Origin of the sequence: Microbacterium sp. LB12 (assembly GCF_037150835.1) — a bacterium.
Lineage (GTDB): Bacteria > Actinomycetota > Actinomycetes > Actinomycetales > Microbacteriaceae > Microbacterium.
The window spans coordinates 483,371-509,282 of the sequence record NZ_JBBCPF010000002.1 but is presented as its reverse complement, the minus strand read 5'-3'; the positions used below and the strand labels follow the sequence as shown (position 1 = coordinate 509,282).

Genomic DNA, 25,912 nt, shown 5'->3' with positions numbered 1-25,912 from the left:
CGACGACGTCGTCGGTGACCGACACCCCCGCCCACGACAGGAGCGCCGAGAGCACGGCGATCAGGGCGATCAGATAGACGAACATGATCGTCGGATCCGGCACCTTGTTGCCGACCTTCTCGATCCAGTTCAGGAACCCCTTGCTCTCGGCATCCGGGGCGCTCAACGACTTCTCAGCGGCCATAGCCCCATGATCGTGTCGGGTGAGAACGTCCTGCAAGCGCACCCCCTAGAACTAGGGGGGTCGCCGGGAATCCTGGCCGCGCCCTATCGTGGGGCCGTGGACCCGATCATCGCGACACTCGTCATCCTGCTGTGCGCGGTGATCGCCTTCGTGTCCAACCGGATCCCGCTCGGCGTCGTCGCCGTCGGGGTCTCGGTGGCCCTCTACCTCACCGGCGTGCTCGGGCTGAACTCGGCGCTCGCGGGCTTCGGCGACCCGACCGTGCTGTTCATCGCCTCGCTGTTCGTGGTGAGCGAGGCGCTGGAGTCCACGGGCATCGTCGCGTGGGCAGGTCAGGAGGTGGTCACCCGCTCCGGCACGAGCCGGTCGCGGCTGCTGCTCACGATCGGCCTCCTGACCGCGGTGATGACCGCCGTGATCAGCGTGAACGGCGCGGTGGCCTCGCTGCTCCCGCTGGTGGTCGTGGTCGCCGCACGTGCCGGCATCCGCCCCTCGCAGATGCTGATGCCGCTCGCCTTCTCCGCCCACGCCGGCTCGATGCTCGCCCTCACCGGCACTCCCGTGAATATCATCGTGTCCGAGGTCGCCGCCGACAACGGCGCCCGGCCCTTCGGGTTCTTCGAGTTCGCGCTGGCCGGCCTCCCTCTGGTGGTCGGCACCCTTGCGATCGTCCTGCTCCTCGGCAACCGCCTGCTCCCGGAGCGCACACCGACGTCGGCGCCGATCGACCTCGAGCGCCTGGCCGCCACATTGCGCAGCGACTACGCCCTCTCCTCCGACCGTGCGCTGGTCTCCGCCTCGCGCGGCGTCGCGGAGGTGGTCGTGCCGCCACGCTCGACCCTGATCGGACTGCACGTCTTCCCCGGCATGTGCACCCCGTCGGGCGACCTCGTGGTGCTCGGGGTCCGCCGCGGGCGAGAGGCGCTCGACGAGTCGGGCACCGACCTGCAAGCGGGCGACGCCCTGCTCCTCGACGGATCGTGGGAAGACCTGCACCGGCACACGTCCAAGCGCGAGGAAGTGCTGGTCGTCGATGCTCCGCGCACGCTGCGCCGCTCGGTCCCCCTCGGCGTCGGCGCCAAACGGACGGCCGTCATCCTCCTCGCGATGATCGTGCTGCTCGCCACCGGCATCGTGCCGGCCGCGATCGCCGGCCTCCTCGCCGCCGGTGCCCTCATCCTCACCCGGGTCGTCTCGATCACGCAGGCGTATCGGGCGATCTCGTGGACGACGGTGATCCTCGTCGCCGGCATGATCCCGCTCTCGACCGCGTTCCAGGAGACCGGTGCCGCGCAGCTGATCGCCGACGGGCTGCGCTCGTTCCTCGGCGATGCGGGACCGCACGCCGCCGTCGCCGTGATCGTGCTGATCACCCTGGTGCTGGGGCAGCTCATCAGCAACACCGCGACCGTGCTGATCGTGGCCCCGGTGGCTGTCGCCCTCGCCGGCGCGATGGACGTCTCGGTGCTGCCGTTCCTGATGGCGCTCACGGTCGCCGGAGCCGCGGCGTTCCTCACGCCGGTCGCGACCCCCGCCAACCTCATGGTGATGGAACCCGGCGGCTACCGCTTCGGCGACTATGCGCGGTTCGGGTGGCCGCTGATCATCCTGTTCTTCGCGGTGGCCGTGTTCTACGTCCCGCTGATCTGGTCGTTCTGACGCGACCGTCAGCGCCCCTGCAGCACCAGACCGTCTTCGACCGCCCGACGGAACAGGTCGACCTTGGTGGGCGCCGCGCGGTCGACCGCGGCGTACTTCGCCCGGATGCGGCGGATGTGGTCGAGCACGGTCTCCCGCGACAGGAACAGCGTCTGCGCGACCCGCTCCGCCGTCTCGCCCGAAGCGTAGAGCGAGAGCACCTCGGACTCCCTCCTGCTGAGATGAGCCGCCACGAACTGATGGTCGGAGTCGAGCGCGGCCGCCCACGCCGCCGTGGCCAACACGTGCCCCTGCGCCGCGCATCGTACGGCCGCGGTGATGGCCTCCGGCGCGTCGAAGGTGCTGATCATGCCGGCTGCTCCCGCACGCGCGGCCTCGCGGAGGCGCTGCGGTCGATCACCCGACGTGAACGCGATGACGCTCGCACCGAGAGGCTCCAGGGTGCGCAGATTCTCGGCCGGTGTGGAACCGTCGGGGAGCGCGAGGTCGAGCAGGATCACATCGAGTCGTCGGGCCTGGGTCGCCACCGATGCCGCGGTGTCTCCCCTTGCGGCGACGCGGATGCCTCCGCCGCGGTCGAGGATCGTGGCGACGCCGAGCAGCATCGCCGGATGGCCTTCCACGATCCCCACGAGAATGGGCATTCGGCACTCCCGCCTTCGGTGCTCCCGCTGATGCGATGAGCCTACAACCGCGGGACGGGGGATCAGCTCAAGCCGGAGTAGGCGTGCAGGCCCTTGAAGAACACGTTCACGATCGTGAAGTTGAAGATCACGGCCGAGAATCCGACGATCGCGAGCCACGCCGAGGGGTTTCCCCGCCAGCCACGGGTCGCGCGAGCGTGGATGTAGCCGGCGTAGATGACCCAGATCACGAAGGTCCAGGTCTCCTTCACGTCGAAGCCCCAGAAGCGGCTCCAGGCGTAGTAGGCCCAGATCGAACCCGCGATGAGCGTGAACGTCCAGAGGATGAAGCCGATGATCGTGAACATGTACGCCAGGCTCTCCAGGCGCACCGACCCGGGGAACGTGCGGAGGAAGCCGGGGCCGGTCTTCGCCGCACCCTCACCGATCAGGCGTTCGCGGCGCGATTGCATGAGCTGGATCACCGAGAGGGCGAACGCGAGTGCGAAGAAGGCCGTCGCGAGCGAGGCCACGAAGACGTGGATGATGAGCCACACGCTCTTCAGCGGGTCCATGAGCGGGGAGACCTCGACGTAGAAGTTCGTCGCTCCGAGCCCGAGCAGCACCACGACCAGGCCGGTGATGAACGTGCCGAGGAACCGCAGATCGATGCGCGTGAGCACGATCAGGTAGACCGCGATGATGAGCAGCGTGCCGATCATCGCGAACTCGTAGAGGTTGGCCCAGGGCACGCGTCCCGCGGCGATACCGCGGGTGACGGTGGCGGCCAGGTGGAACACGAACCCGAGCACGGTGAGCGAGGTGCCGATCCGTGCCATCACGAAGCGCTGCGGAGCCGCGGGCGCATCCGCTCCGGCAGAGGAGGCGGTGACGCTCCCTCCTCCGGCACCGACGAGCACCGACTCCCGCACGGTCTGCGCGTCGGCCGTCGCCTGCGAGCGCCGAGCCAGATCGAAGGCGTAGGCCACGAAGGCCGCGGCGTAGATCGCTACCGCGGTCCAGAGCAGGACCGGCGAGATCACGTTGAGCTCGAGCATGGTGTCAGTCTACTTTCCGGGTGTCGTCTGCCGGGGTGGACTCCGGCTCTGCGGAGTCGTCCGCGGTGTCGTCGGGGCGGGCGGTCGTGCCGCCGGCGGTGTCGAGCAGGCGGGCGTGGCCGGCGACGAGGTCGTCCACGGCGACGGCGAGCGTGGGGTCCTCGCCACGGGCGAGCGCGGCGTACTCCAGCGCGATCTCGCCGTCGTGCGCCGTGGCCTTGACCCACACGCGGCGCCGCGGCACGAACAGCGCGATCATGAGGCCGCCGAGGGCCAACAGCGCGAAGCCGAGCACCCAGACGCCGGACTCGTCGCGGTGGATCTGCAGCGAGGCGAACCGCTTCACCGACTTCGAGGCGTCCGTCGCGCCCGCCGGGGACTCGTCCTCGAAGGTCACCGACCCGAGGCCGTTCGGCAGCTGCGCGGTCTGCCCCGGGGTGAGCTCGATCGACTTCACGTCGGTGGTGCGACCCGTGAGCTTGGTCATGCCCGTGGTGTCGAGCACGTAGACCGAGCGCGGCACGCCCTCGTTGATCCCGAGGTCGCCGGTGTACACGTCGAGTGTGAGCGTCGGGTTCGTGAGGTCGCCGTAGGCGGAGAAGAACGCCCCGGTGTCGAGCACGCCGGTCGTCGGGTAGAAGAACCCGACCAGGCCGACCTGCTCGGCCAGGCCATCCGGCACCTTCAGCACCCCGAGGGAGGTCATGTTGTTGTCCTGCGGGAGGAACGGCGTGCTGCTGCGGTAGACGATCTTGCCGTCGGGATCGCGCACGGTCACCGTGGGGGCGTAGCCGTTGCCCAACAGGAAGACATCGTCATCGGCGACCGCGAGCGGCTCGTTCACCTTGACCGAACCCGTGCGCTCCGCACCATCCTCCTGCACCGTGACGTTGGCGGAGAAGTTGCCGGCCTGGCCGGAGCCCGGCTCGCCGAACGGCTGATAGGTCACGTCGAACGAGTCGAGGCGCATCGAGTACGGCGCGAAGGCGTCATCTCCGACGAAGCGGCCACGGTTCATGGAGTCGTAGTCGAGGAGCGTGTTGGCGAAGGTCTCCCCCTCGACCAGCACGCGCTGACCGGTGTACGAGAAGCCGCCGCCGATGCCGACCGTGATCAACACGCCCACGAGCGCGAGGTGGAAGAGCAGGTTGCCGGTCTCGCGCCAGTAGCCGCGCTCCGCCGAGACCGAGAACGTGCGGCCGCGGTCGTAGCGCTCCACGCGGTAGCCGAGCGCCTTGAGCTGCTTCGTCGCGACGTCGATCGACGCGGAGGCCTCGGCTTCGGCATCCCCGGTCCTGGTGCCGGAGTCGGCGGACGGGTCGCGCGTGACCGCACGGTAGTCCTCGAGCCGCTGCAGTCGGGCGGGGGTGCGCGGCGGACGGGCACGCAGCGCCTTGGCATGGTGCTTGATGCGCGGGATCACACAGCCGACGAGCGAGATGAACAGCAGCAGGTAGATCGCCGAGAACCACGGGGACAGGTAGACGTCGAACATCTTCAGGCCGTCGAGCACGGGGAAGAGGTCGGGGTTGTCGCGCTCCCACTGGGTCACGCCGTTCGGGTCGGCCATCCGCTGCGGGAAGATCGAGCCCGGGATCGCGGCGACGGCCAGCACGAGCAGCAGGATCAGGGCCGTGCGCATCGAGGTGAGCTGGCGCCACCCCCACCGCAGCCAGCCGATGACGCCGAGCCGCGGCTGGGTGATCGAGTCGTCGCCGTCGACGTGGTCGGACGGACGGAGCGGATCGCTGGAGTCGCTGTTCACGGCACCCTTGTTCTTCGTGGTGGTCTGCGCGGGACGGTCAGAGCGGGAGGACGACACTGCCGATCACCGCCGTCAGCCGGGACATGATGTCGGTCCACAGGCCCGTGACCATGAGGACGCCCAGCAGGATCAGCATCACGCCGCCGATGATGTTGACGACGCGGATGTGACGACGCAGGAACCCGATCGCCTTCGTCGCCCAGCCGAAGCCGAGCGCGACGAGCAGGAACGGGATGCCGAGGCCGAGCGAGTACGCCAGCCCGAGGAACCCGGCCCGCACGGGGTCGCCGGCGTTGAAGGAGAGGGCGATGATCGCGGCGAGCGTGGGCCCCATGCAGGGCGCCCAGCCGATGCCGAGCGCGATGCCGAGAAGAGGTGCCCCGACGATGCCGGCCTTCGAGTCGACGTGGAAGCGGAACTCCTTCTGCGCGAAGCCGAAGAGCCCGAGGAACACCAGCCCCATCGCGATGATCACGACGCCGAGGATGCGGGTGATCAGGTCGCCCCACTGCAGCAGGAACACCCCGACCGTGCCGCCGAGGACGGTGTAGAGGACGAACACGATCGTGAAGCCGAGGATGAACAGCAGCACGCCCAGCACGAGCCGGGCGCGGGTCGCGGTGTCGGTCGTCTGCGTCGCCTGGCCCGAGCCAGCGGGTGCCGACGACGCCCGGCGCGGAGCGACCGCCCCGCCGAGGAAGCCGAGGTAGCCGGGCACGAGCGGCAGCACGCACGGGGAGAGGAACGAGACGAGTCCGGCGAGCATCGCGACCGGAAGCGCGATCCAGAGGGCACCCGATCCGATGATCTCTCCGGGATTCACGAGTCTCCCTGGACGCTCACGAGTCCTCCGCGAGCGCGTCCTTGACGAGCGTGGAGAGGATCGAGGTGCCGTCGATGGGTCCGATGATCTTCGCGGCGACCCGGCCCTGCTTGTCGAGCACGAGGGTGGTCGGGGTCGCGGCGATCGGCACGACCTTCGCGAAGGCGAGCTTGGCCTCGGCGGTGTCGACGTCGATCAGGCTCGGGTATGTCACGTCGAACTCGTCGGCGAAGGCGATCGCGGTGTCGGCCTGGTCACGGGTGTTGATGCCGATGAACGACACGTCGTCGTCGCTGTACTTCTGCCAGACGGCTTCCAGATCGGCCGCTTCGAGGCGGCACGGTGCGCAGCCGGCGTACCAGAAGTTGACGACGGTGACCTTGCCGGCGAGGTCGGCGCTGTCGAACTTCTCGCCGTCCTCGGTCACTCCGCCGAACTGCACGGGCTCGCCGCGATCGGCGACCGGGATCTCGACGATGGCGCCGTCGGCAGCGACGTAGCCGGTGTTCTCGCCGCTCAGGAAGGATTCACTGACCGCATCCGGAGCGCAGGCGCTCAGACCGATGGCGAGCACCGCAGCGAGCGCGGCACCGACCGCACGACGCGAACGCCGGATGCGGGAGGAGCGGCCGCTGCGGATCGAGAGAACCGTCGAGGCGAGTGGCACGACTCCGAGTTTACGCAGAGCTTCCTATGCATGGGCCGGGTGCAGCGGCCCTCCGAAGCGCGCTCCGGGCGGGTCAGAGACGCGCCAGGACGTCGTCGACGCCGGCGCGGAATCGGGGGCACGTGGCGATGTCGTGCGCACGGCAGCGCATCGCATGCTCGGTCATCTCGCGCGACCGGCGCATGTCCTCCATGCGCCGATCGAGGTCGTCCAGGTGGTCCTGCAGCACCTGGTGCCGCCCGGCGCTCCCGCCGTCCAGCATCACGGCGATCTGCTCGAGCGTCATTCCCGCGGCCTTGCTGCGCTGGATTCCGGCGATGCGCACGACCTCGTCCTCGCCGTATCGACGCCGTCCGGCAGAGTCCCGCGGCGGCCGCAGCAGCCCGACCGACTCCCAGTGCCGCAGCACATTGGTGGGCAGATCGAAGCGCGCGGCGACCTCGCCGACGGACCACGGATGATCGGAACTTGACTTCATGTTGACATGAACTCACACACTGGGCCGGAAGACAAGATCTCCATCGGAAGGATCCTCATGTACGACGCGATCGTGATCGGCGCAGGACCGGCAGGACTGCAGGCCGCGCTGACCCTCGGACGGATGCACCGCTCCACACTGCTCCTGGATTCCGGCGAGTATCGCAACGGCACCGTCCTGCACATGCACAACATGATCGGCGAGGACGGCACCCCGCCCGCCGAACTGCGATCGAAGGCCCGGAGCGAGCTCGCCGCCTACGACGACGTGGACATCCGCGACGCCGCCGTCACGAGCATCCACGGTGCGGCGGACGCGTTCGAGGTGCAGCTCGCCGACGGATCGCAGGTCGAGGGCCGTCGGATCGTGCTCGCCACCGGCATCGCCGACGACCTGCCGAGCATTCCCGGCCTGTCGGACCTCTGGGGCACGGTCGCGTTCAGCTGCCCGTTCTGCGACGGACACGAGCATGCCGGCAAGGCGATCGGCATCCTCGGCGTCGCCCCGCGGGCGGAGCACCTGATCGGCCTGCTCGGCAGGATCGTCGGCGACATCACCGTCTTCCCGGTGGACGAGGCGTTCTCGGACGACGAGCGTCTGCTGCTCGAAGCGCGGGGAGTGCGGGTGAGCGCCGTGCCGGTCGCATCCGTCGAGAAGGACGGCACCGGAGTGCGGATCCGCACGTCCGCAGACGAGTCCCTCGTGGACGGCGTCTTCGTCGCCGCCGGAGCCATGCGGCAGCGCTCTTCCCTCGCGGCGGACCTCGGACTGCGCATGCTCGAATCCGGATCGATCGAGATCGACGACTTCGGCCGCACCTCGCTCGACGGGGTCTTCGCCGCGGGCGATCTCGCCCACCGCGCGAGCCTGCCGGGGCCGATGGCGTCGGTGCTGTTCGCGGCCGCGGCCGGTCAGCTCGCGGCGATCGGCATCATCCAGTCACTCGCCTGAGCGCGCTCAGACCGCCCCGACGTCTACGGCACCACCGGTGGCGGCGGGTTCCGCGTAGTCCACCTCGCGCCACACGTCGCCGACGCGCTCGAACGAGGTGACGCTGGACAGGGCGCATCGGCGGGTGCGCGGGTCGTGCCGCAAGGGCAGGCCCGCCACCCGCAGATGCGTGATCCAGATCGGCGCCTGATGCGACACCATCACCACGTCGCCGTCGGGCGCGGCATCCCACGCCTCCCCCATCACGCCGAGCATCCGCTCCGCGATGGATGAGTACGGCTCGCCCCAGCTGGGCAGCGACGGCTGACGCAGGTGCCACCAGTTCAGCGGGTTCATCAGGGAGCGGCGCATCTGCGTCCCCTCGAACACGTTCGTCGGCTCGATCAGGCGGATGTCGATCTCCGGCACGAGGGCGAACCGCTCCGCGAACGGCTCCGCCGACTCCTGCGCGCGCTCCAACGGTGAGGCGTACAGCGCGACGACCGGGCGATCGAGTGAGGCGACATGATCCGCCGCGGCGGCGGCCATCCCCCGGCCCGCGTCGCTCAGGTGGTAGTCGGGCAGCCGACCGTAGAGCACGCGAGCCGGATTGTGCACCTCACCGTGTCGGACCAGGTGCAACCGGGACGCCGTCATGTCACGCCTTGCTGTAGCGCGAGTCCCCGAAACCGAGGATCAGGTACCCGATGTAGGGGAACAGGAACAGCAGGAAGAAGGAGAACACCCCGCCCTTGCCGAAGCGCGCGCCGAGCTTGAAGGCCACGATGATCGCGAGGATGAGGTTCACGATCGGGATCAGGTAGAGCAGGGCGAACCACCCGGACATCCCGGCGATCTTCACCAGGAAGACGAGGTTCACGATCGGGATGATCGCGAGGATTCCGGGGTAGCCCGCCTTCGTGAAGACCTTCCACAGTCCGACCGCGACGAGGATGTAGAAGATGAGCGCGATGAAGCCGGTGGTGCCGGAGAAGATCGACGCGTAGAGATCGGTGATGCCGTTGTTGTCCACGGTGCACTCTTTCTGTGAGAAGGCTGTGTCGTGGCGATCCTACTGATATGCCGGCCCGGGTCCCGCCAACCGGGCCGAAGCGGCTCCGCCCGCCCCCGTAGAATGGGCGGGTTCATCATTTCCCAGATCAGAAGGAATCCTCCGTGCTTCGCACCCACTCGGCAGGCTCGCTGCGAGCCGAGCACATCGGTCAGACCGTCACCCTCTCCGGGTGGGTCGATCGCCGTCGTGACCACGGAGGAGTCGCTTTCATCGATCTGCGGGATGCCTCGGGCATCGCCCAGGTCGTCATCCGCGACGAGGAGATCGCCCACCCGCTGCGCAACGAATTCGTGCTGAAGGTCACCGGCGAGGTGTCGCTGCGGCCCGAGGGCAACGCGAACCCGAACCTGCCCACCGGCGAGGTCGAGCTCATCGCGACCGACGTCGAGGTGCTGAACGAGTCGGCACCGCTCCCGTTCCAGGTATCCACGGCACTGGCCGACACCGAGACGATCGGCGAGGAAGCACGCCTCAAGTACCGCTACCTCGATCTGCGCCGTCCGGCTCCGGCGTCGGCCCTGCGCCTGCGCTCCAACGTCTACAAGGCGATCCGCGACGTGCTGCACGCCGAAGACTTCACCGAGGTCGAGACGCCCACCCTCACCCGTTCCACGCCGGAAGGCGCCCGCGACTTCCTGGTGCCGGCCCGCCTGAGCCCCGGCAGCTGGTACGCCCTGCCGCAGTCGCCGCAGTTGTTCAAGCAGCTGCTCATGGTCGGCGGCGTGGAGAAGTACTTCCAGATCGCCCGCTGCTACCGCGACGAGGACTTCCGCGCCGACCGTCAGCCGGAGTTCACGCAGCTCGACATCGAGATGAGCTTCGTCGACCAGGAAGACGTCATCACCCTCATGGAGTCGCTCATCGTGGCGATGTGGGCGACGATCGGCGTCGAGGTCGCGACCCCGCTGCCGCGCATGACGTACGCCGACGCCATGGCGAAGTACGGCTCCGACAAGCCCGACCTGCGCTTCGGGCTCGAGCTCGTCGAGGCTACCGAGTACTTCAAGGACACCCCGTTCCGCGTGTTCCAGGCCGAGTACGTCGGTGCCGTGCGCATGCCGGGCGGGGCGAGCCAGCCGCGCAAGCAGCTCGACGCCTGGCAGGACTGGGCCAAGCAGCGTGGCGCCCGCGGTCTCGCCTACGTGCTGTTCAACGAAGACGGAACCCTCGGCGGCCCCGCTGCCAAGAACCTGTCCGAGGCCGAGCAGGCCGGACTCGCCGCGCTCGTCGGCGCCGAAGCCGGAGACTGCGTGTTCTTCGCGGCCGGTGCCACGAAGGAGAGCCGTGCACTGCTCGGTGCCGCACGCGTCGAGATCGGTCGCCGCCTCGGCTACCTGAACCCGGATGAGTTCGCCTTCACGTGGGTCGTCGACGCCCCGATGTTCGAGCCTGCTGCCGACGCCGTCGCCTCGGGCGATGTGGCCGTCGGCGCCGGCGCCTGGACCGCCGTGCACCATGCGTTCACGGGCCCGAAGCCGGAGTTCCAGGACACGTTCGACACCGACCCCGGATCGGCCCTCGCCTACGCATACGACATCGTGTGCAACGGCTCGGAGCTGGGCGGCGGCTCGATCCGCATCCACCGCGAAGACGTGCAGAAGCGCGTGTTCGAGGTCATGGGCATCAGCGACGAGCAGGCCGATGAGCAGTTCGGATTCCTGCTTGACGCGTTCAAGTTCGGCGCCCCGCCCCACGGCGGGATCGCGCTCGGCATGGACCGTGTGCTGCAGCACCTCACCAAGACCGAATCGATCCGCGAGGTCATCGCGTTCCCGAAGTCCGGCAACGGCTTCGACCCGCTGACCGCGGCTCCGGCACCGATCACCGACGCGCAGCGCGCCGAGGCCGGCGTCGACTACGAGCCCGAGGACGACGAGGCCTGACGCCCTCAGCGCAGGGCGGCGAGCGCCGGCACGATGTTCTCGTTCCACACGTCGACACCGAGCTTCGCGATCAGGGCGATCACGACCACGAGGAACACCACGCGGATGAAGGTCGTCCCCCGGGAGATCGCCATCCGCGAGCCCAGGTAGCTGCCCGCGACGTTGGCGACCGCGAGGATGCCGCCCAGTAGCCACAGCACGGCGCCGTGCGGGATGAACAGCATCAGCGCGCCGGCGTTCGTGGCCAGGTTGACGATCTTCGCCTTCGCGCTCGCCTGCAGGAAGTCGTACCCGAGCAGCGCCACGAGCGTGATGACGAGGAACGTGCCCGTGCCGGGCCCGATCATCCCGTCGTAGAAGCCGATCCCGAGACCGGCGACGCCCGCCATGATGTGGTGCTTGTGTCCGTGGAACCGCAGCCGGGTCGCGGCGCCCATCTGCGGTCGGAACGCGGTGAACAGCGCCACCGCGAGCAGGGCGATCACGATGATGGGCTTGAAGGCGGCAGGCGGCAGCACGGTCGCGACGGCAGCGCCCCCGAAAGACCCGATCAACGCGATGATCGCCATCGGGAGTGCCGTGCGGAGATCGGGTTTCGCGCGGCGATAGTAGGTGACGCTGCTGGTCGCGGTGCCGAACACCGATGCCAGCTTGTTCGTGGCGAGCGCCTGCACCGGGGAGATGCCGGGGATGAGCAGCAGCGCCGGCAACTGGAGCAGTCCGCCTCCGCCGACGACCGCATCGATCCAGCCGGCGCAGAAGGCCGCGATGACCACGAGCAGGAGCATCCCCCAGGTGAGCTGTTCCAGTCCGAGCACCGCGCCGATATCCACCTCGCCATGATTCCAGACAGTCACCGCGGCTCCGGCATTCTCCGTGCGCGCTGGCAGACTGATGCCATGCTCGACGCCCTCCCTCTGCCCCACCCGTTCGAATCACGCCTCGGGAGTGCGCTGCTCCGGCGGGCGACCTCCGCCGACACCGATGCCGTGATCGCTCTGCTCGCCGACGACCCGATCAGCGCTGCGCGCGGTGATGTGGCATCCGTGGAGGACCGCCCCGCGTATGCCGCGGCACTGCGCGAGATCCTGGCGGAACCGTCGAACGACCTGCTCGTCGTGGAACTCGACGGCGCACTCGTCGGCACCCTCCAGCTCACCTCGATCCCGGGGATGGCCCGCCGCGGCGCACGGCGCCTGCTCGTGGAGGCGGTCCGCGTGCGCAGCTCCCTGCGCTCCTCGGGCATCGGATCCGCGGTGATGCGCTGGGTGGGCGAGGTCGCGGCCCCCGCCGTGGGCGCGACGATGGTGCAGCTCACGTCCGATGCCGCGCGCACCGACGCGCACCGCTTCTACGAGCGGCTGGGCTACGTCGGCTCGCACCGCGGCTTCAAGTACACGGTCTCCCCCGGCTGAGCCGCCCGCGGCCTCCGTCCGGCCATCACCTCGCCACCGTTCGTTCACCTGAGCCGCGACGACTGTCCACCTGGGCCTCATAGTGTCCTCTCGCAACCCGACACCGGCTCACAGCGCCGGACACCGAGAGGACACTCATGGCTCGCTTCACCCGCCGCGCGCGCATCGGCGCCGGCATCGCCCTGGCCACCACGGCCGCACTCGCCCTGACCGCCTGCTCCGGCGCGGCCGACGCCGGTACCGGCTCGGGCGACTCCAGCGTGGAGGCGTCCGCGGCGACCTCCGTCGCCGACTTCGGCACGTTCGCCGACCTCGAGGCTGCGGCCAAGGCCGAGGGATCGCTCAACGTCATCGCGCTCCCCCGCGACTGGGCGAACTACGGCGAGATCCTCGATCTGTTCGCCGAGAAGTACCCGGAGATCACGATCAACGAGGCCTCCCCCGACGTCTCGAGCGCCGAGGAGATCCAGGCCGCGAAGACCAACGAGGGCCTCGACACCGCCCCCGACGTGTTCGACATCGGCCTCACGGTCGCCCTGCAGAACACCGATGTCTTCGCGCCGTACAAGGTGCAGACGTGGGATGACATCCCCGACGCGCTGAAGGAGCCCACCGGCCTCTTCGTCGGCGACTACGGCGGGTACATGTCGATCGGCTACGACTCGTCGAAGTTCCCGGCCCCGGCCGAGCTGAGCGACCTGCTCTCCGCCGACTACAAGGGTGCCGTCGCGATCAACGGCGACCCGAACCAGGCCGGTGCGGCCTTCGCCGCCGTGGGCATGGCCACCGTGCAGTCCGATGGCACGCTCGATGACTTCCAGCCCGGAATCGACTTCTTCTCCGAGCTGCAGAAGGCCGGCAACCTGCTCAAGGTCGACGTGACCACCGCGACGATCGCGAGCGGCGAGACCCCCGTCGTGTTCGACTGGGACTACCTGAACGCGTCGCACACGGCAGACAACAAGGACTGGAAGGTCGTCGTGTTCGACGGCGTCGGCTACGCCGGCTACTACAACCAGGCCATCAACGCCGACGCCCCGCACCCGGCGGCTGCCCGCCTGTGGCAGGAGTTCCTCTACAGCGACGAGGTGCAGAACCTGTGGCTGAAGGGTGGTGCTCGTCCGGTGCGCATGGAGGCCATGACCGACGCGGGCACGATCGACGCCGACCTGGCTGCCGCCCTCCCCGAGGCTCCGGCCGAGACCGTGGTCCCGACCGAGGAGCAGTCGACGAACGCCGGCACGCTGCTCGGCGAGAAGTGGGCTGCGGCGGTCCAGTGACGACCCTCACCGCAACGGGTGCGGATGCCACGGCATCCGCACCCGCCTCCCCCGCCGGGTCCTCGCGTGATGCGAGGGCCCGGCGGTCCGCTCCGTCCCTGGCCTGGTTGGGGCTCGTCCCCTTCGCCGCCTACGTGGTGCTGTTCCTCGCCGTTCCGACGGTCCTGTCGATCGGCTCCGGCTTCTTCACGAAGGACGGCTCGTTCACCTGGGCGAACCTGTCGGCGCTCACCGACCCGGTGGTGCTGAACACCTTCGCCAACTCCGCCGGGCTCTCGCTGCTCACCGCCGTGGTGGGCGCGATCGTCGGCGCGCTCGTCTGTTACGCGCTGCTCGGCATGGATCCCGAGGGGCGGACGCGCTCCGCCGTCGATGCCGCAGCCGGTGTGCTGGCGCAGTTCGGTGGCGTCATGCTGGCGTTCGCGTTCATCGCCACGATCGGCATCCAGGGCGTCATCACCGTGTTCCTGAAGGACACGTTCGGCGTCAACATCTTCGAGAACGGCACCTGGCTGTACGAGCTGCCGGGGCTCATCCTCCCCTATTTCTACTTCCAGATCCCCCTCATGGTCATCACGTTCATGCCGGCCCTGGCCGCGCTCAAGCCGCAGTGGGCCGAGGCCAACCTCACGCTCGGCGGCACGAGGACGAGCTTCTGGCTGCGCATCGGCATCCCGGTGCTCGCGCCCTCTTTCCTCGCCAGCCTGCTGCTGCTGTTCGCGAACGCGTTCTCGTCGTACGCCACGGCTGCCGCCCTGGCCAGTCAAGGCGCGCAGATCGTGCCGCTGCAGATCCGCACGGCACTCACCAGCGAGACGGTGCTCGGCCGCGAGAACCTCGCCGGGGCACTCGCGCTGGGCATGATCGTGATCGTCGGGATCGTGATGGCCCTGTACACCCTGGTGCAGCGACGGGCTGCGAGGTGGCAGTCGTGAACCGGCTCGGTCCCTCTCTCGCTACCCGCTGGGTCATCGGCGTCCTGGTCGGCGCGTTCTTCGCGGTCCCCCTGATCTCGACGTTCCTGTTCACACTGCGCGATCCCGACGGCGGGCTGTCGTTCGCCCGCTGGACGGCCCTGTTCGACCCGGCGGCCGCGGCCACGCTCAAGCCCATCTGGACCGGCCTCGGCAACTCGCTGATCCTCGCGGTCGTCACGGTCGCGATCGTGCTGCTGCTACTCGCGCCGACCATGATCCTGGTGAACCTGCGCTTCCCGAAGCTCAAGCCCGCATTCGAGTTCGCGGTGCTGCTACCCATCTCGATCCCGGCGATCGTGCTCGTGGTGGGACTCGCGCCGATCTACCTGCAGATCGGGCGGACGTTCGGCACCGGCACCTGGACTCTCGCATTCGCCTACGGGATCACGGTGCTGCCGTTCGCGTTCCGCTCGATCCAGGCGTCGATCGACGCGGCCGACCTCCGCACGCTCTCCGAGGCGGCGCGGTCGCTCGGCGCGAGCTGGCCGACCGTCGTCCTGAAGGTGCTCGCCCCGAACCTGCGGCAAGGTCTGCTGGCGGCGTCGCTCATCTCGATCGCCGTGGTGCTCGGGGAGTTCACGATCGCCTCGCTCCTGAACCGCCAGGTGTTCCAGACCGCCATGGTCGTGGTCAACAAACAGGATCCCTACGCCCCGGCGATCTTCACCCTGCTGGCGCTGCTGTTCGTCTTCCTCCTGCTCCTCGTCATCGGCCGCGTCGCCCGCGGCACCGGAAAGGCCCGCTCATGACCCTCGATCACGCGCTTCCGCGCACCAAGGACAATCTGCTGCTCGCGACGGCGGGCGAGGGCACCCGTGTCGAACTGCAAGGCATCGTGAAGAGCTACGGCGGCAACCGCGTGCTGCACGGTGTCGATCTCGACATCGCGCCCGGCGAGTTCGTCTCGCTCCTCGGCCCGTCCGGGTGCGGCAAGACGACGCTCCTGCGTGTGCTCGCCGGCCTCGAGGGTGCGGATGAGGGGGCCGTCCTCCTGGGCGGCGGAGATGTCTCCCGGGTGCCCACGAACAAGCGCGACATCGGGATGGTCTTCCAGTCCTACTCGCTCTTCCCGCATCTGCGCGTCGCCGAGAACACCGCCTTCGGCTTGCGCCGCCGCGGCGTCGGCAAGGCGGAGGCGGCGAAGCGCGCGGTCGACGCGCTGGCGCTGGTCGGCCTCGCCGACTTCGCCGACCGTTACCCGCACCAGCTGTCGGGTGGCCAGCAGCAGCGCGTGGCGCTCGCACGTGCGCTCGTGACCGAGCCCAAGGTGCTGCTCCTGGACGAGCCGCTCTCGGCGCTCGATGCGAAGGTGCGCGTGCAGCTGCGCGATGAGATCCGCCGCATCCAGCTGCGCCTGGGCATCACGACGGTGTTCGTCACGCACGATCAAGAGGAGGCGCTGGCCGTCTCGGACAGGATCGCCGTGATGGATGCCGGTCGTATCGAGCAGATCGGCTCGCCGGAGCAGCTCTACACCACGCCTTCGACGGCCGGTGTCGCCGCGTTCGTGGGGCTGTCGAGCGTGGTCTCGGGCGTTGCCGACGGAGACCACGTCGTGGTGTGGGGGCAGCGGCTGCCGCTGCAGTCACCGGCGGACGGCCCTGTCGACGTGTTCCTGCGACCGGAGAACGTGTACTTCGCTTCCGAGTCCGACGCCGCAGCGGATGCGCTCGTCGAGGAGAGCACGTTCCTCGGCAGCATGCGTCGCACGCTGGTGCGTACCGAGTCCGGCGAGCTCGTGCGCGTGCAGCACGCGCCGGGCACGCACCCCGCGTTCGGTGATCGGGTGCGCATCGCCGTGGCTCCCGAGCCGGTCGCGGTACACCCGCGCGGCTGAGGCGCACCCTCCTCGCATGACGAGAACGCCCTGCCGCCGTCACGGGCAGCAGGGCGTTCTCGCGCGCCGGTAGGTTCAGACCACGATCTGCGTCGAGACGCTCGCCAGCCGATGACGCGCGAGCGCGAGGTTCGCCTTCGCGCGGTCGAGCACGAGATAGACGAAGAGCCCCTCGGTGCCCTCCCCACCGAGCACGTTGATGAGGTGGTACTGCTCGTCGAGGGTGATCAGGATGTCGTCGATGGTGCTGTGCAGCCCCAGATCCTTCATCGTCTGCAGCTTCGCCCGCACCACGTTCGAGTTGCCGGCCGCGGCGATGCCGAGATCGAAAGCAGGGTGACCGCCCTGTGCGAGCGCCATGCCGGATGCGGAGTCCACGATCGCGACGCCCACCGCTCCGTCGATCGTCAGCAGCTCCTGTACCGACTGTTCCACCTGTGCCATTGATGCTCCTTCGTTGTCTGTGCCGGGACGGCTGAGTTCGTTGTCTGCGCCGGCACGGCTGAGCGATGACCCTCGCTCAGGGTTCGGCACCACGGGGACGCGGACTTCCGCGTCCCTCTCGCCGAGTTCAGGGCTCTCCGGGGTCGATTCCTCGATCCGAGGTTGCAGCACCGATGCCCGGACCGACACGGGCAGCGAGGTCGGCAGTGCCGAGGGCAGCGGCGGCGAGGAGAAGAGGTCCTCGAATCTGCGCAGCGCATCATCCTCGTGCTCCGACTGCGAGCTGCGCCCATCGACTTCCCGCCGGCGACGACCGAAGACAGCCATCGACTCCCCCTTGCATCACGAACGCGTCAGCGCACCGATCCCTCATGAGTCGACGCGGACGATCCCCAGAAAGTGCGTCGAGCACCCCAGCACTCGACAGGTAAAACAATACCCGTTACTCCTGGTCGGCACGATGCAGACGGCGCGGACCACTCGTTGTATATCGGTGCGGATCCACCGCGTGCGGATTCCGGGATGCGGATCCTCTTCCCTCCGATATATGGGTCGGGATAGCTTGATGCGCGTGGGGCGCTGCCCCTCGACCACGACAGAGAGAGGATGCCTCATGGCAGGCAAGTTCGAGCTGTACACCGATAAGTCCGGCGAGTACCGGTTCCGTCTGAAGGCCGGCAACGGGGAGGCCATCGCGGTCAGCGAGGGCTACTCGTCGAAGTCCGCCGCGCTGAACGGCATCGACTCTGTGCGCCGCAACGCCGCCGATGCGGAGGTCGTCGAGGCGGACTGAGCCCGACACCCCCGACTTCACGCCAAGACCCCCTGCCGCAACGGATTGCAGCAGGGGGTCTCGTCGTGGAAAAGATCTCAGATCAGAGCACGCGCGACAGGAAATCCTTCGTGCGCGGGTGCTGGGGGTTGCCGAGGACCTCCCGCGGATCGCCCTCTTCGACGATGTGCCCGCCGTCCATGAAGATCAGCCGCGAACCCACTTCCCGCGCGAATCCCATCTCGTGCGTGACGACCAGCATCGTCATGCCCTCGTCGGCCAACGAGCGCATCACCTGCAACACCTCGCCCACCAGCTCGGGGTCGAGCGCCGAGGTCGGCTCGTCGAACAGCATCATGTCCGGGTTCATGCACAGCGCGCGGGCGATCGCCACACGCTGCTGCTGTCCGCCGGAGAGGTGACCCGGGAAAGCGGTCGCCTTCTCATCCAGGCCGACCCGCTCGAGCATCGCGTGCGCGATCAGCTCGGCTTCCTTCTTCGAGCGCTTCTTCACCCGCTGCTGCGCGATCGTGAGGTTGCCCAGCACGTCGAGGTGCGGGAACAGGTTGAAGCTCTGGAACACCATGCCGATGCGCGTGCGCACCCGATCGATGTCGACGTCCGGATCGGTGATGTCGATGCCCTCGATGAGCACCTTCCCCGCCGTCGGCTCCTCGAGCAGGTTGACCGATCGCAGCAGGGTCGACTTCCCCGACCCCGACGGTCCGATCACGCAGACGACCTCGCCCTTGGTGACGGTGAGGTCGATGCCCTTGAGCACCTCGTTCTCGCCGAAGGACTTCACGAGACCCTGCACGTCGATCGCCGGGGCGTTGACGTCAATCAGTTCGGTGATCATCGCTGCCTCGCCATCCGTCGCTCCAGCCACGCACTGAACCGCGTGAGCGGGATCGTCACGATCAGGTACAGGATCGCCGCCATGATGAGCGGCGTTCCGTTCGCGTTCTGCGTGCTCGCGTCACGCGCGAAGTTCGTCAGCTCCTTCGACCAGATGAACGATCCGGCGACGAAGAGCAGCGAGGTGTCCTTCAGCAGCAGGACGAACTCGTTCGTCAGCGGCGGGATGATGATCCGGAACCCCTGCGGGACGATGATCCAGAACGTCGTCTTCATGGGCGACATCCCGAGCGAGCGCGCCGCTTCGGTCTGCCCCTTCGGGACCGCCTGGATGCCGGCGCGGATCGTCTCGGCCATGTAGGCCGAGGCGACCAGGATGAGGCCGATGAGACCGAGGACCACCGGTCCACCGAGCTTCGTCGCCGGCACTCCCAGACCGATCGGCAGGATGAACGCGATCGCGAAGATCGTGAGGATCGCGGGGAGCCCGCGAAACAGCTCGATCCAACACGTCGCGATCCATCGGAACGGCCCGATCGCCGACAGCTTCATGAGCGCCAGCAGGACGCCGAGAAGCAGGCCTCCGACGAACGCCACCGCCGTGAACCACAGGGTGTTCACGAGTGCCGTGGTGATGATGCCCGGAAGCATCTTGGCTGCGACCTCGGGGTTGAAGTACAGCTCCGCGATCCGCGCCCAGTCAGTGCTGAAGATCACCCAGAGGGCGATCGCGATCAGCACTGCGTAGACGGAGTATCGATACAGCTTGCTCTTGGTCGTGCGCCTCAACGCCATCGTCAAGGTCCTCCCGATCTACTGACGCCGCCGATTACTTCGCGGTGAAGTACTCGTCGTAGATCTTCTGGTAGTCGCCGTTGTCGCGCAGCTCCTTGAGCGCCCCGTTGACCGCATCGAGCAGCGCATCCTTCTCGCCCTTCGCGAAAGCGAAGCCGTAGGACTCGTTCGTCTCGTAGGTCTCGACGATCTTGTAGGCGGAGTCGGCCTTCTCGTGCTCGAGGTTCACCGGCTGGTCCTGCAGGATGGCGTCGATCTGCCCGGCCTGCATCGCCGGCCACAGCTCGCCGTCCGAGGGGTACTGCACGAGCTGAGCGCCCTTGGCGTGCTCACCGGCATAGGTCTCACCGGTGGTGCCCTGCTGCACGCCGACGTTCTTGCCGTCGAGGTCGTTGATCGACTTGATGCCCGAGTCGGTGCGCACGAGGAGCGACTGCAGCGAGTCGTAGTACGGGTCGGAGAAGTCGATGTTCGCCTTGCGCTCGTCCGTGATCGTCATGGCCGAGGCGCCGACGTCGCACTGTCCGGCGGCGAGCGTGGTGCCGGACTGCAGCGCGTCGAAGCCCACGTCCTGCACCGAGAGCTTGAGGCCGATCTTCTCGGCGATCGCTCCGAGGAGCTCGATGTCGAAGCCCGAGTAGCCGGTCTCCGTGCTCGGGTCCTCGACCTCGAAAGGCGGGTAGGGCACGTCGGAGCAGACGGTCAGCGTTCCCGCCTCGACCAGTCCGTACTCGTTGTCGGCGGCCGGGGCGCCGCTGTCACCCGCACCGGTCGAACCGGTCGCGCAGCCGGCGAGGGCGAGAGTGGCGGTCGCCACGAGGGCGAGGCCGGCAAGTATGTGGCGACGAGGCATGTGAGCTCCTGTGAGACGAGGGCAAGGCCCAGGCGGGTAGGAGATCATCTAAACATGCGGCTTGTCACGTGACCAATGACATCGGCCTCAGGCGTATCACGTTTATGTTGCAAGTGCGCGCCACAGGACCGTGGAAACGGAGTCTCGATGTCGATGGAACGGCGTCTCAGACCTCGAAGTCGACGGCGACGCGCGAAGCCACGACCGAGCGCACGTATGCGACGACTTCTTCGTGCGCGGGGTGCACCTGGTACTGCTCCAGCGCCGCGATGGAGGCGACGTCGGCGACGAGCGTCACGTCCCAGTTCGCGTCCGGGTAGGCCATGTTCGCTCCGGCAGAGATCGACAGCAGCTGGGGCACCACGCCGTCGAGAGCGTTCAGCCGACGGGCGATCTCGGCGGCCTGAGCGCCACGCTCGGCAGCATCCTCGGCGGCGAGCTTCCAGGTCACGACATGGCGAATCGTCATTTCGACTCCTTCTGCAGGGTGGATTCGTCGGCGCGGATGGCGTCCTCGAGCGCCTCGCGCAGCCGATCAGGGGAGAGGCGCCAGTGCGCGTGCAGCTCGCCGTCGATCAGAACGACCGGGATCTTCTCCCACCACAGCTCGTAGAGCGCGGGGTCCTCCTGGATGGACGCCTCGACGATCTCGATCCGCTCCGCCGCAGCATCCGGCAGCTCGGCGACGACGGCGTCGATGATCTCGGAGGCCACATCGCACAGGTGGCAGTCGGGCTTCCCGATCAGGGTCAGCGTGGTCACGCCGACGGCACCTCGACCGCGCGTCCCTGCGAGATCCACTCCCCGGTGCCGCCCTCGACGTTGGTCGCGTCGAAGCCGCGGCTCTCGAGCGCCTCGACGACGCGGGCCGAACGACCGCCCGCCTGGCAGATGACGTCGAAGGCCTCCGCCGGAAGCTCGTCGAGTCGATTGCCGATCTCTGACATGGGGATGTTGACGGCCCCCGGCACGTGTCCGGCCGCGAACTCGTCCACTTCCCGCACGTCGATGAGGGGCGTGCCGGTGCGCTCGGCGAGTTCGGTGACGGTGATCGACTTCATGACGTCCTCTCGGCGGTCTGGCTATGCGGGCAGAGACACAAAGCGCCCGTCCGGAGACAGGCGCTCGGTGTCTGGCCGCTTACTTCTTGTTGCGGCGCTGGTGGCGAGTCTTGCGAAGCAGCTTGCGGTGCTTCTTCTTCGCCATGCGCTTGCGGCGCTTCTTGATGACAGAACCCACGGAAACCTCACTAAGTCAGTGGCTGGGTGTCTCCGAAATCGGACACCCGGGTACGGGCACGGAAAATGCCTCGGGTCAGTCTAGCAAACCCGGCGGCCTCGGCTGTCACACCCTTCGAGCGCCCCAACGCTCGAGGAGAAGCCGACAGCCGACGTCAGCCGACGTCGGCGATAGGGCGCTGCAGCGCGTCGGCCACAGCGGTCTCGGGCACGCGATAGCTGCGTCCGAAACGGACCGCAGGCAGTTCACCGCTATGCACCAGTCGATACACGGTCATCTTGGACACGCGCATCAGTTCAGCAACCTCAGCAACCGTGAGGAATCGGACGTCAGGAACCTCGGGCATCCCACGTACCCCTTTCTCGATGTGCACACTCTATGGGGTAGCTGGGACGCGTGTAAACCCGAGTGACTCGTGTGATCAGTGGGATGCAGGCACCGTTGCGAACGCGCGAACCGGGAACGTGCCGAACCCGCGAACCGCGGGCGGTGCCGCGGTGAACCGCGCACCTCTCGCCGGCACCGCATCGAGATTCGTCAGGTGCTCGACCACGTGCACCCCGCCGGCGAGCAGGATGCTGTGCGCCGGCCGCTCTCCGCCGCTCTCGGTGTCGTCGATGTTGAGGGAGTCGATGCCGACAAGCTGCACGTCGGCGTCGACCAGGAATGCCGCAGCATCTGCGGTGAGGAAGGGCGCGCCGATCGCGTACTCCGGTTTCCCGAAGTGCCGGCTCCATCCGGTGTCGAGGAGCACGGCGGCACCGCGGAGGTCGCGATCCGCGAGCGTGGTCGCGGCGATGCCTCGACGCTCGGGCGTCCACGCATCGCGCAGGTGGAACACCTCCGCGGGCAGGCCGACCAGGGTGCCCAGATCCAGGGACGCCAGGTCGCCGCCGTCGGCGTACCGATGGAACGGCGCGTCGAGATAGGTGCCGGTGTTCCCGATCATGGTGATGACGTCCATCGCGAACTCGGTCCCCGGTGCATAGCGCTCACGGGAATCGGCTCGGGTGAGGAACGGCGTGATGGTCGGCGCGGGGAGTCCCGGATAGGTCACCAGGCCGGCCTCGATCGGATGGCTGAGATCGATCACCGCCTCCGCTTCAGCCTCGGCGACCACCGCCACGCCCCTGCTGCCGCGATGCGGTTCCTCGACGATCCCCAGGTCGCGGAGTTCCACGGCGCTCACCAGCGCCAGCCCGAGGTGCCGCACGAGAAGGGCACCGATCTCCGCATCGCCCATCCCGTCACGCGGCAGGTCGAGCCGGAAGCCGTCGCCGCGGATGCCCCCGCCATTGGCGAAGGCGATCGAGAAGTCGAAGTGCGCTCTGTACTCAGCGGTCATCCCCACATCATGACCCGTGCCGACGACATCCGGAGCGGATCAGCCGGACTTCTTCGTCCGCGCCACGCGCTCCCTCGCCTCGCGGAGCGTCTGTCGTTCGATCTTCTGCGCCGCACGCAGCGCCTTCTCCGCTTCCCGCACCGCCTTCTGGGCTTCCTTGAGACGACGGTCGCCGGCGAGCTCGGCCGGGTCGATGTCGATCCACTCCGTCACGTCCGGATGCGAGTCGCCACGGTCGAGTCCGGCGATGTACGCGGCGATGCCGTCGAGGGTGCGTTCGACGGCGAAGCGGAACGGGTCGGCCGCGGAGAGGAAGACCTCGTCGTCGATCGCGCGCCGGAGGGCCGGGAACTCCTCGGCGGTGATCACACGATCGAACAGCGCCGCCTCCCGTGCGGCGACCTCGTCCGGAGTGAGCCCGGTCCCACGGGACTGCTCGGTGTACCCGGCCTGCACGATCCCGCACCAGCGCGCATGCCCGGTCACCGCGAGGGCAACGGCCATCCGCTCCTCGGCCGTCAGCGGCGTGTCCTCGAGCGTCGCGAGTCCCGCGTCGAGCCACGCGGAGCTGTTCGGTGTGATCGGCGAGCCCGTGATCGGCAGCGACAGCATCCACGGGTGGCGCAGGTACATGACCACCTGCTCCTGATAGAGCGCGAGCAGTCGTGCGCGCCAGCCCTCGACCTCGAGGTGGCTCGCGGGAGGAAGACCGGTGGCCTCCTCCTGCATGAGCAAGAGGAGATCGTCCTTCGCCGTCACGTAGCGGTACAGCGACATCGGCGTGAAACCGAGGCGGGACGCGACGGCCGCCATCGACACGGCTCCGATCCCCTCGGCGTCGGCCAGTTCGACGGCGGCGTCGACGATCTTCTCCACGCTCATCTCGCGCTTCGGTCCACGCTGCGGGTTCGCTGCCACACCCCAGGCGAGCGCGATCCCTCGTGGCAGCTCCGGCGGCTCGGTCTCGGTCATGCGCCCATCCTACTTCTGTTTATTAGCTAAACAGTGTGTTACCGTCATACGCAGTTGCGTCGCTCATACACAGTTTTTGACATACACAGAAGGGATCCCCTGATGGACACAGCCATCGAGGTGCACGGACTGCGCAAGGCCTTCCGCGGCACGACCGTCGTCGACGGACTCAGCTTCACCGTTGCCCGCGGCGAGGTCTTCGCCCTGCTCGGACCGAACGGCGCGGGCAAGACCACCACGATCAACATCCTCACCACCCTCGCCGCGGCCGACGCCGGTTCGGCGACCGTCGCGGGCCGGGACGTGCGGACCGAGGCGACCGAGGTCCAGAGACGGATCAGCCTCACGGGCCAGTCGTCCGCCGTCGACGATGCGCTGACCGCGACCGAGAACATCGTCATGTTCGCCCGGCTCGCCGGCCTCGGACGCGCCGCGGCAAGACGTCGCGCCTCGGACCTCATCGCCCAGTTCGAGCTCACCGACGCGGCCTCCCGCCTGGTGCGCACATTCTCGGGAGGCATGCGTCGCCGCCTCGACCTCGCGCTCAGCTTCGTCGTCACCCCCGAGGTGCTGTTCCTGGACGAGCCGACCACCGGCCTCGACACCCGCAGTCGTCGCGCCCTGTGGGACATCATCCGCATGCTCGCGAAAGCGGGGACCACGGTGTTCCTCACCACGCAGTACCTGGAGGAGGCCGACCAGCTCGCCGACCGCATCGCCGTCCTCCACGACGGTCGGATCGCGGCGCTCGGCACACCGGCTGTGCTGAAGGCACGCATCGGCGGCGACACCGTCGAACTGCACGACGCCCGCGGCGCGCTCCTCAGAGAAGTGCCCACCGACGGCACCGTCGCCGATCTCCGCCGCGCGCTCGACCTGCTCGACGAAGACGGAGCCGACGGCGTCGTCACCCTGCGCCGCCCCACACTCGATGACGTCTTCTTCGCCGTCACCGCACCCGCAGACCGCACCCGCACCGTGAAGGAGCTCGCATGAACATCGCCATCGCCGCACCACGCATCGCGGCATCCCCCGTGCCGTCGCCCACGCCTCGCCCGCGCCTGCGCGGCATCGCCGCCGAGGCGGTGTTCGTGGGCCGCAGCCTGCGCCACTCGCTCCGCGACGGCGAATCGCTCCTCATGGCGATCATGCTTCCCGTGATGCTCATGCTCATGTTCACGTGGGTCTTCGGCGGCGCGATCGACCCCTCCGGCGCCTACGTCGACTACGTGGTGCCGGGCATCATCCTCACGTGCGCCGGGTTCGGCGCCTCGGCGACCGCGGTGTATGTCGCGAACGACATGCGTGCCGGCATCATCGACCGGTTCCGCACCATGCCGCTGCGGGCAGGCGCCGTGCTGACCGGCCACGTGGTGGCGAGCGTGCTCCGGAATCTCATCGCCACGGCGATCGTGATCGGCGTCGGCGTGCTGGTGGGCTTCCGCCCGAGTGCGAACGTGTGGGAGTGGATCGCCCTCGCTGGACTGATCGCCCTCTACATCCTGGCGATCACCTACCTGTTCGCCGCGATCGGCCTCGCCGCCGGCAGCCCGGAAGGAGCGAACGGCTACGGGTTCGTGCTGCTGTTCCTCCCCTACCTCTCGAGCGCCTTCGTCCCGGTCGCGAGCATGCCCGACTGGCTCCAGCCCATCGCCGCGAACCAGCCGATCACGCCCATCGTCGAGACGATCCGCGGCCTGCTCACCGACGCACCGCTTCAGGGTGAGGCCTGGTGGGCCGTCGGGTGGTGCCTGGTCATCCTGCTGGCATCAGTCGTCTGGGGCGCAGTGCTGTTCCGTCGCAAGGCCGCGCGCCGGTGACCACGCCCGCAGTCACAGCCAGGGCATAGGCGTTCTCCGTCGCACGCCCAGGCGGGACTGTCATTCTCTGGAAGAGGATCTTTGGCGGCACCGCCGAGTCCACAGGGTCGTGGGGACCCGACCCTCGCCCCTGACGACAAGCCCCCCTGTCGTCAGGGGC

At 68.4% G+C, this 25,912-nt stretch carries 32 protein-coding genes; 11 read left to right on the top strand and 21 right to left on the bottom strand.

The annotated features are described in order from the left end of the window. On the bottom strand, window positions 1–184 hold a 184-nt coding region (locus WFM69_RS06970), incomplete at its 3' end, for an AbgT family transporter (protein WP_337003034.1). 96 nt (window positions 185–280) lie between these two features. On the opposite strand from WFM69_RS06970, the gene WFM69_RS06965 reads away from it, so the two are divergent. Next, a complete protein-coding gene (locus WFM69_RS06965; protein ID WP_337003032.1) occupies window positions 281–1,843 on the top strand; it encodes an SLC13 family permease in 1,563 nt (520 codons plus the stop codon). Window positions 1,844–1,851: 8 nt separating this feature from the next. Here the strand turns inward: WFM69_RS06965 and WFM69_RS06960 are convergent, their stop codons facing one another. The 6 genes from WFM69_RS06960 to WFM69_RS06935 form a co-directional block, all read right to left on the bottom strand. Then, on the bottom strand, window positions 1,852–2,487 hold the full coding sequence (locus tag WFM69_RS06960) for a response regulator transcription factor (protein WP_337003030.1): 636 nt from the start codon (window positions 2,485–2,487) through the stop codon (window positions 1,852–1,854). 62 nt (window positions 2,488–2,549) lie between these two features. After that, the gene (gene ccsB, locus WFM69_RS06955; RefSeq protein WP_337003028.1) at window positions 2,550–3,524 is read right to left on the bottom strand and encodes a c-type cytochrome biogenesis protein CcsB; all 975 of its coding nucleotides are present in this window, start codon (window positions 3,522–3,524) and stop codon (window positions 2,550–2,552) included. A gap of 4 nt (window positions 3,525–3,528) precedes the next feature. Next, window positions 3,529–5,346, bottom strand: coding sequence for a cytochrome c biogenesis protein ResB (resB, locus tag WFM69_RS06950; protein ID WP_442928445.1), 1,818 nt, complete (start codon window positions 5,344–5,346; stop codon window positions 3,529–3,531). Next, entirely contained in the window at window positions 5,327–6,112 is a 786-nt protein-coding gene (locus WFM69_RS06945; RefSeq protein ID WP_337003026.1) for a cytochrome c biogenesis CcdA family protein, read from the bottom strand. The genes resB and WFM69_RS06945 overlap by 20 nt, the downstream gene beginning before the upstream one ends. Window positions 6,113–6,128: 16 nt before the next feature. Continuing rightward, on the bottom strand, window positions 6,129–6,779 hold the full coding sequence (locus tag WFM69_RS06940) for a TlpA family protein disulfide reductase (RefSeq protein WP_337003024.1): 651 nt from the start codon (window positions 6,777–6,779) through the stop codon (window positions 6,129–6,131). Window positions 6,780–6,852: 73 nt separating this feature from the next. Further along, window positions 6,853–7,257: a helix-turn-helix domain-containing protein gene (locus WFM69_RS06935; RefSeq protein WP_337003022.1), complete on the bottom strand. Its 405-nt coding sequence runs from the start codon at window positions 7,255–7,257 to the stop codon at window positions 6,853–6,855. 57 nt (window positions 7,258–7,314) lie between these two features. Here WFM69_RS06935 and WFM69_RS06930 point away from each other — a divergent pair, with 57 nt between their 5' ends. Further along, entirely contained in the window at window positions 7,315–8,208 is an 894-nt protein-coding gene (locus tag WFM69_RS06930) for an NAD(P)/FAD-dependent oxidoreductase (protein ID WP_337003020.1), read from the top strand. A 6-nt stretch (window positions 8,209–8,214) separates the two neighbouring features. On the opposite strand, the gene WFM69_RS06925 is transcribed toward WFM69_RS06930, so the two are convergent. After that, a complete protein-coding gene (locus WFM69_RS06925) occupies window positions 8,215–8,844 on the bottom strand; it encodes a histidine phosphatase family protein (RefSeq protein ID WP_337003018.1) in 630 nt (209 codons plus the stop codon). Between the two features lies 1 nt (window position 8,845). Next, entirely contained in the window at window positions 8,846–9,220 is a 375-nt protein-coding gene (locus WFM69_RS06920) for a DUF5684 domain-containing protein (protein WP_337003016.1), read from the bottom strand. Window positions 9,221–9,363: 143 nt separating this feature from the next. On the opposite strand from WFM69_RS06920, the gene aspS reads away from it, so the two are divergent. Next, on the top strand, window positions 9,364–11,145 hold the full coding sequence (gene aspS / locus WFM69_RS06915) for an aspartate--tRNA ligase (protein WP_337003014.1): 1,782 nt from the start codon (window positions 9,364–9,366) through the stop codon (window positions 11,143–11,145). 5 nt (window positions 11,146–11,150) lie between these two features. On the opposite strand, the gene WFM69_RS06910 is transcribed toward aspS, so the two are convergent. Then, window positions 11,151–11,933 (bottom strand): sulfite exporter TauE/SafE family protein, encoded by a 783-nt coding sequence (locus tag WFM69_RS06910; protein ID WP_337003055.1) that lies wholly within the window; start codon window positions 11,931–11,933, stop codon window positions 11,151–11,153. Window positions 11,934–12,044: 111 nt separating this feature from the next. On the opposite strand from WFM69_RS06910, the gene WFM69_RS06905 reads away from it, so the two are divergent. From WFM69_RS06905 to WFM69_RS06885, 5 genes are all read left to right on the top strand, one after another. Beyond that, a complete protein-coding gene (locus WFM69_RS06905; RefSeq protein ID WP_337003012.1) occupies window positions 12,045–12,560 on the top strand; it encodes a GNAT family N-acetyltransferase in 516 nt (171 codons plus the stop codon). A gap of 137 nt (window positions 12,561–12,697) precedes the next feature. Next, window positions 12,698–13,840 (top strand): ABC transporter substrate-binding protein, encoded by a 1,143-nt coding sequence (locus WFM69_RS06900; RefSeq protein ID WP_337003011.1) that lies wholly within the window; start codon window positions 12,698–12,700, stop codon window positions 13,838–13,840. Further along, entirely contained in the window at window positions 13,837–14,775 is a 939-nt protein-coding gene (locus tag WFM69_RS06895) for an ABC transporter permease (protein WP_337003009.1), read from the top strand. The genes WFM69_RS06900 and WFM69_RS06895 overlap by 4 nt, the downstream gene beginning before the upstream one ends. Continuing rightward, entirely contained in the window at window positions 14,772–15,566 is a 795-nt protein-coding gene (locus WFM69_RS06890; protein WP_337003007.1) for an ABC transporter permease, read from the top strand. Before WFM69_RS06895 ends, WFM69_RS06890 begins: the two co-directional genes overlap by 4 nt. After that, complete coding sequence (locus WFM69_RS06885; RefSeq protein WP_337003005.1) at window positions 15,563–16,654, top strand: ABC transporter ATP-binding protein; 1,092 nt, start codon at window positions 15,563–15,565, stop codon at window positions 16,652–16,654. The genes WFM69_RS06890 and WFM69_RS06885 overlap by 4 nt, the downstream gene beginning before the upstream one ends. A gap of 75 nt (window positions 16,655–16,729) precedes the next feature. Here the strand turns inward: WFM69_RS06885 and WFM69_RS06880 are convergent, their stop codons facing one another. After that, window positions 16,730–17,098, bottom strand: coding sequence for a hypothetical protein (locus WFM69_RS06880; RefSeq protein WP_337003003.1), 369 nt, complete (start codon window positions 17,096–17,098; stop codon window positions 16,730–16,732). 613 nt (window positions 17,099–17,711) lie between these two features. On the opposite strand from WFM69_RS06880, the gene WFM69_RS06875 reads away from it, so the two are divergent. Beyond that, window positions 17,712–17,891, top strand: coding sequence for a YegP family protein (locus WFM69_RS06875; protein ID WP_337003001.1), 180 nt, complete (start codon window positions 17,712–17,714; stop codon window positions 17,889–17,891). 82 nt (window positions 17,892–17,973) lie between these two features. Here the strand turns inward: WFM69_RS06875 and WFM69_RS06870 are convergent, their stop codons facing one another. The 10 genes from WFM69_RS06870 to WFM69_RS06825 all read right to left on the bottom strand — a co-directional run bounded on the left by WFM69_RS06870 (window position 17,974) and on the right by WFM69_RS06825 (window position 23,932). Beyond that, a complete protein-coding gene (locus tag WFM69_RS06870) occupies window positions 17,974–18,729 on the bottom strand; it encodes an amino acid ABC transporter ATP-binding protein (protein WP_337002999.1) in 756 nt (251 codons plus the stop codon). Next, a complete protein-coding gene (locus WFM69_RS06865; protein WP_337002997.1) occupies window positions 18,726–19,523 on the bottom strand; it encodes an amino acid ABC transporter permease in 798 nt (265 codons plus the stop codon). Before WFM69_RS06865 ends, WFM69_RS06870 begins: the two co-directional genes overlap by 4 nt. 34 nt (window positions 19,524–19,557) lie before the next feature. Beyond that, the gene (locus tag WFM69_RS06860; RefSeq protein WP_337002995.1) at window positions 19,558–20,376 is read right to left on the bottom strand and encodes a basic amino acid ABC transporter substrate-binding protein; all 819 of its coding nucleotides are present in this window, start codon (window positions 20,374–20,376) and stop codon (window positions 19,558–19,560) included. A 166-nt stretch (window positions 20,377–20,542) separates the two neighbouring features. After that, window positions 20,543–20,845, bottom strand: coding sequence for a Dabb family protein (locus tag WFM69_RS06855; RefSeq protein ID WP_337002993.1), 303 nt, complete (start codon window positions 20,843–20,845; stop codon window positions 20,543–20,545). After that, complete coding sequence (locus WFM69_RS06850) at window positions 20,842–21,138, bottom strand: glutaredoxin family protein (RefSeq protein ID WP_337002991.1); 297 nt, start codon at window positions 21,136–21,138, stop codon at window positions 20,842–20,844. The genes WFM69_RS06855 and WFM69_RS06850 overlap by 4 nt, the downstream gene beginning before the upstream one ends. Further along, window positions 21,135–21,437 carry a rhodanese-like domain-containing protein gene (locus WFM69_RS06845; protein WP_337002989.1) on the bottom strand — a complete coding sequence of 101 codons (303 nt, stop codon included), beginning with the start codon at window positions 21,435–21,437 and terminating at the stop codon, window positions 21,135–21,137. The genes WFM69_RS06850 and WFM69_RS06845 overlap by 4 nt, the downstream gene beginning before the upstream one ends. Before the next feature lie 79 nt (window positions 21,438–21,516). Next, on the bottom strand, window positions 21,517–21,615 hold the full coding sequence (locus WFM69_RS06840; protein WP_003792170.1) for a 30S ribosomal protein bS22: 99 nt from the start codon (window positions 21,613–21,615) through the stop codon (window positions 21,517–21,519). Between the two features lie 154 nt (window positions 21,616–21,769). After that, window positions 21,770–21,961: a helix-turn-helix domain-containing protein gene (locus WFM69_RS06835; protein WP_337002987.1), complete on the bottom strand. Its 192-nt coding sequence runs from the start codon at window positions 21,959–21,961 to the stop codon at window positions 21,770–21,772. Window positions 21,962–22,036: 75 nt separating this feature from the next. After that, window positions 22,037–22,960, bottom strand: a complete 924-nt coding sequence (locus tag WFM69_RS06830; RefSeq protein ID WP_337002985.1) for a cyclase family protein — start codon at window positions 22,958–22,960, stop codon at window positions 22,037–22,039. Between the two features lie 39 nt (window positions 22,961–22,999). Further along, window positions 23,000–23,932, bottom strand: coding sequence for a TetR/AcrR family transcriptional regulator (locus tag WFM69_RS06825; RefSeq protein ID WP_337002983.1), 933 nt, complete (start codon window positions 23,930–23,932; stop codon window positions 23,000–23,002). 102 nt (window positions 23,933–24,034) lie between these two features. Between WFM69_RS06825 and WFM69_RS06820 the strand changes: the two genes are divergently transcribed. After that, window positions 24,035–24,928, top strand: a complete 894-nt coding sequence (locus WFM69_RS06820) for an ATP-binding cassette domain-containing protein (RefSeq protein ID WP_337002981.1) — start codon at window positions 24,035–24,037, stop codon at window positions 24,926–24,928. After that, a complete protein-coding gene (locus WFM69_RS06815; protein ID WP_337002979.1) occupies window positions 24,925–25,752 on the top strand; it encodes an ABC transporter permease in 828 nt (275 codons plus the stop codon). Before WFM69_RS06820 ends, WFM69_RS06815 begins: the two co-directional genes overlap by 4 nt. The last annotated feature ends 160 nt before the right edge of the window (window positions 25,753–25,912 follow it).

Excerpts from the sequence above, each read along its gene's own strand:
- WFM69_RS06960 (WP_337003030.1), bottom strand. The coding sequence starts at position 2,487 with ATGCCCATTCTCGTGGGGATCGTGGAAGGCCATCCGGCGATGCTGCTC.
- ccsB (WP_337003028.1), bottom strand. The coding sequence starts at position 3,524 with ATGCTCGAGCTCAACGTGATCTCGCCGGTCCTGCTCTGGACCGCGGTA.
- WFM69_RS06935 (WP_337003022.1), bottom strand. The coding sequence starts at position 7,257 with ATGAAGTCAAGTTCCGATCATCCGTGGTCCGTCGGCGAGGTCGCCGCG.
- WFM69_RS06930 (WP_337003020.1), top strand. The coding sequence starts at position 7,315 with ATGTACGACGCGATCGTGATCGGCGCAGGACCGGCAGGACTGCAGGCC.
- WFM69_RS06925 (WP_337003018.1), bottom strand. The coding sequence starts at position 8,844 with ATGACGGCGTCCCGGTTGCACCTGGTCCGACACGGTGAGGTGCACAAT.
- WFM69_RS06910 (WP_337003055.1), bottom strand. The coding sequence starts at position 11,933 with ATGCTCCTGCTCGTGGTCATCGCGGCCTTCTGCGCCGGCTGGATCGAT.
- WFM69_RS06905 (WP_337003012.1), top strand. The coding sequence starts at position 12,045 with ATGCTCGACGCCCTCCCTCTGCCCCACCCGTTCGAATCACGCCTCGGG.
- WFM69_RS06900 (WP_337003011.1), top strand. The coding sequence starts at position 12,698 with ATGGCTCGCTTCACCCGCCGCGCGCGCATCGGCGCCGGCATCGCCCTG.
- WFM69_RS06885 (WP_337003005.1), top strand. The coding sequence starts at position 15,563 with ATGACCCTCGATCACGCGCTTCCGCGCACCAAGGACAATCTGCTGCTC.
- WFM69_RS06880 (WP_337003003.1), bottom strand. The coding sequence starts at position 17,098 with ATGGCACAGGTGGAACAGTCGGTACAGGAGCTGCTGACGATCGACGGA.
- WFM69_RS06875 (WP_337003001.1), top strand. The coding sequence starts at position 17,712 with ATGGCAGGCAAGTTCGAGCTGTACACCGATAAGTCCGGCGAGTACCGG.
- WFM69_RS06870 (WP_337002999.1), bottom strand. The coding sequence starts at position 18,729 with ATGATCACCGAACTGATTGACGTCAACGCCCCGGCGATCGACGTGCAG.
- WFM69_RS06865 (WP_337002997.1), bottom strand. The coding sequence starts at position 19,523 with ATGGCGTTGAGGCGCACGACCAAGAGCAAGCTGTATCGATACTCCGTC.
- WFM69_RS06860 (WP_337002995.1), bottom strand. The coding sequence starts at position 20,376 with ATGCCTCGTCGCCACATACTTGCCGGCCTCGCCCTCGTGGCGACCGCC.
- WFM69_RS06855 (WP_337002993.1), bottom strand. The coding sequence starts at position 20,845 with ATGACGATTCGCCATGTCGTGACCTGGAAGCTCGCCGCCGAGGATGCT.
- WFM69_RS06845 (WP_337002989.1), bottom strand. The coding sequence starts at position 21,437 with ATGAAGTCGATCACCGTCACCGAACTCGCCGAGCGCACCGGCACGCCC.
- WFM69_RS06835 (WP_337002987.1), bottom strand. The coding sequence starts at position 21,961 with ATGCCCGAGGTTCCTGACGTCCGATTCCTCACGGTTGCTGAGGTTGCT.
- WFM69_RS06830 (WP_337002985.1), bottom strand. The coding sequence starts at position 22,960 with ATGACCGCTGAGTACAGAGCGCACTTCGACTTCTCGATCGCCTTCGCC.
- WFM69_RS06825 (WP_337002983.1), bottom strand. The coding sequence starts at position 23,932 with ATGACCGAGACCGAGCCGCCGGAGCTGCCACGAGGGATCGCGCTCGCC.
- WFM69_RS06820 (WP_337002981.1), top strand. The coding sequence starts at position 24,035 with ATGGACACAGCCATCGAGGTGCACGGACTGCGCAAGGCCTTCCGCGGC.
- WFM69_RS06815 (WP_337002979.1), top strand. The coding sequence starts at position 24,925 with ATGAACATCGCCATCGCCGCACCACGCATCGCGGCATCCCCCGTGCCG.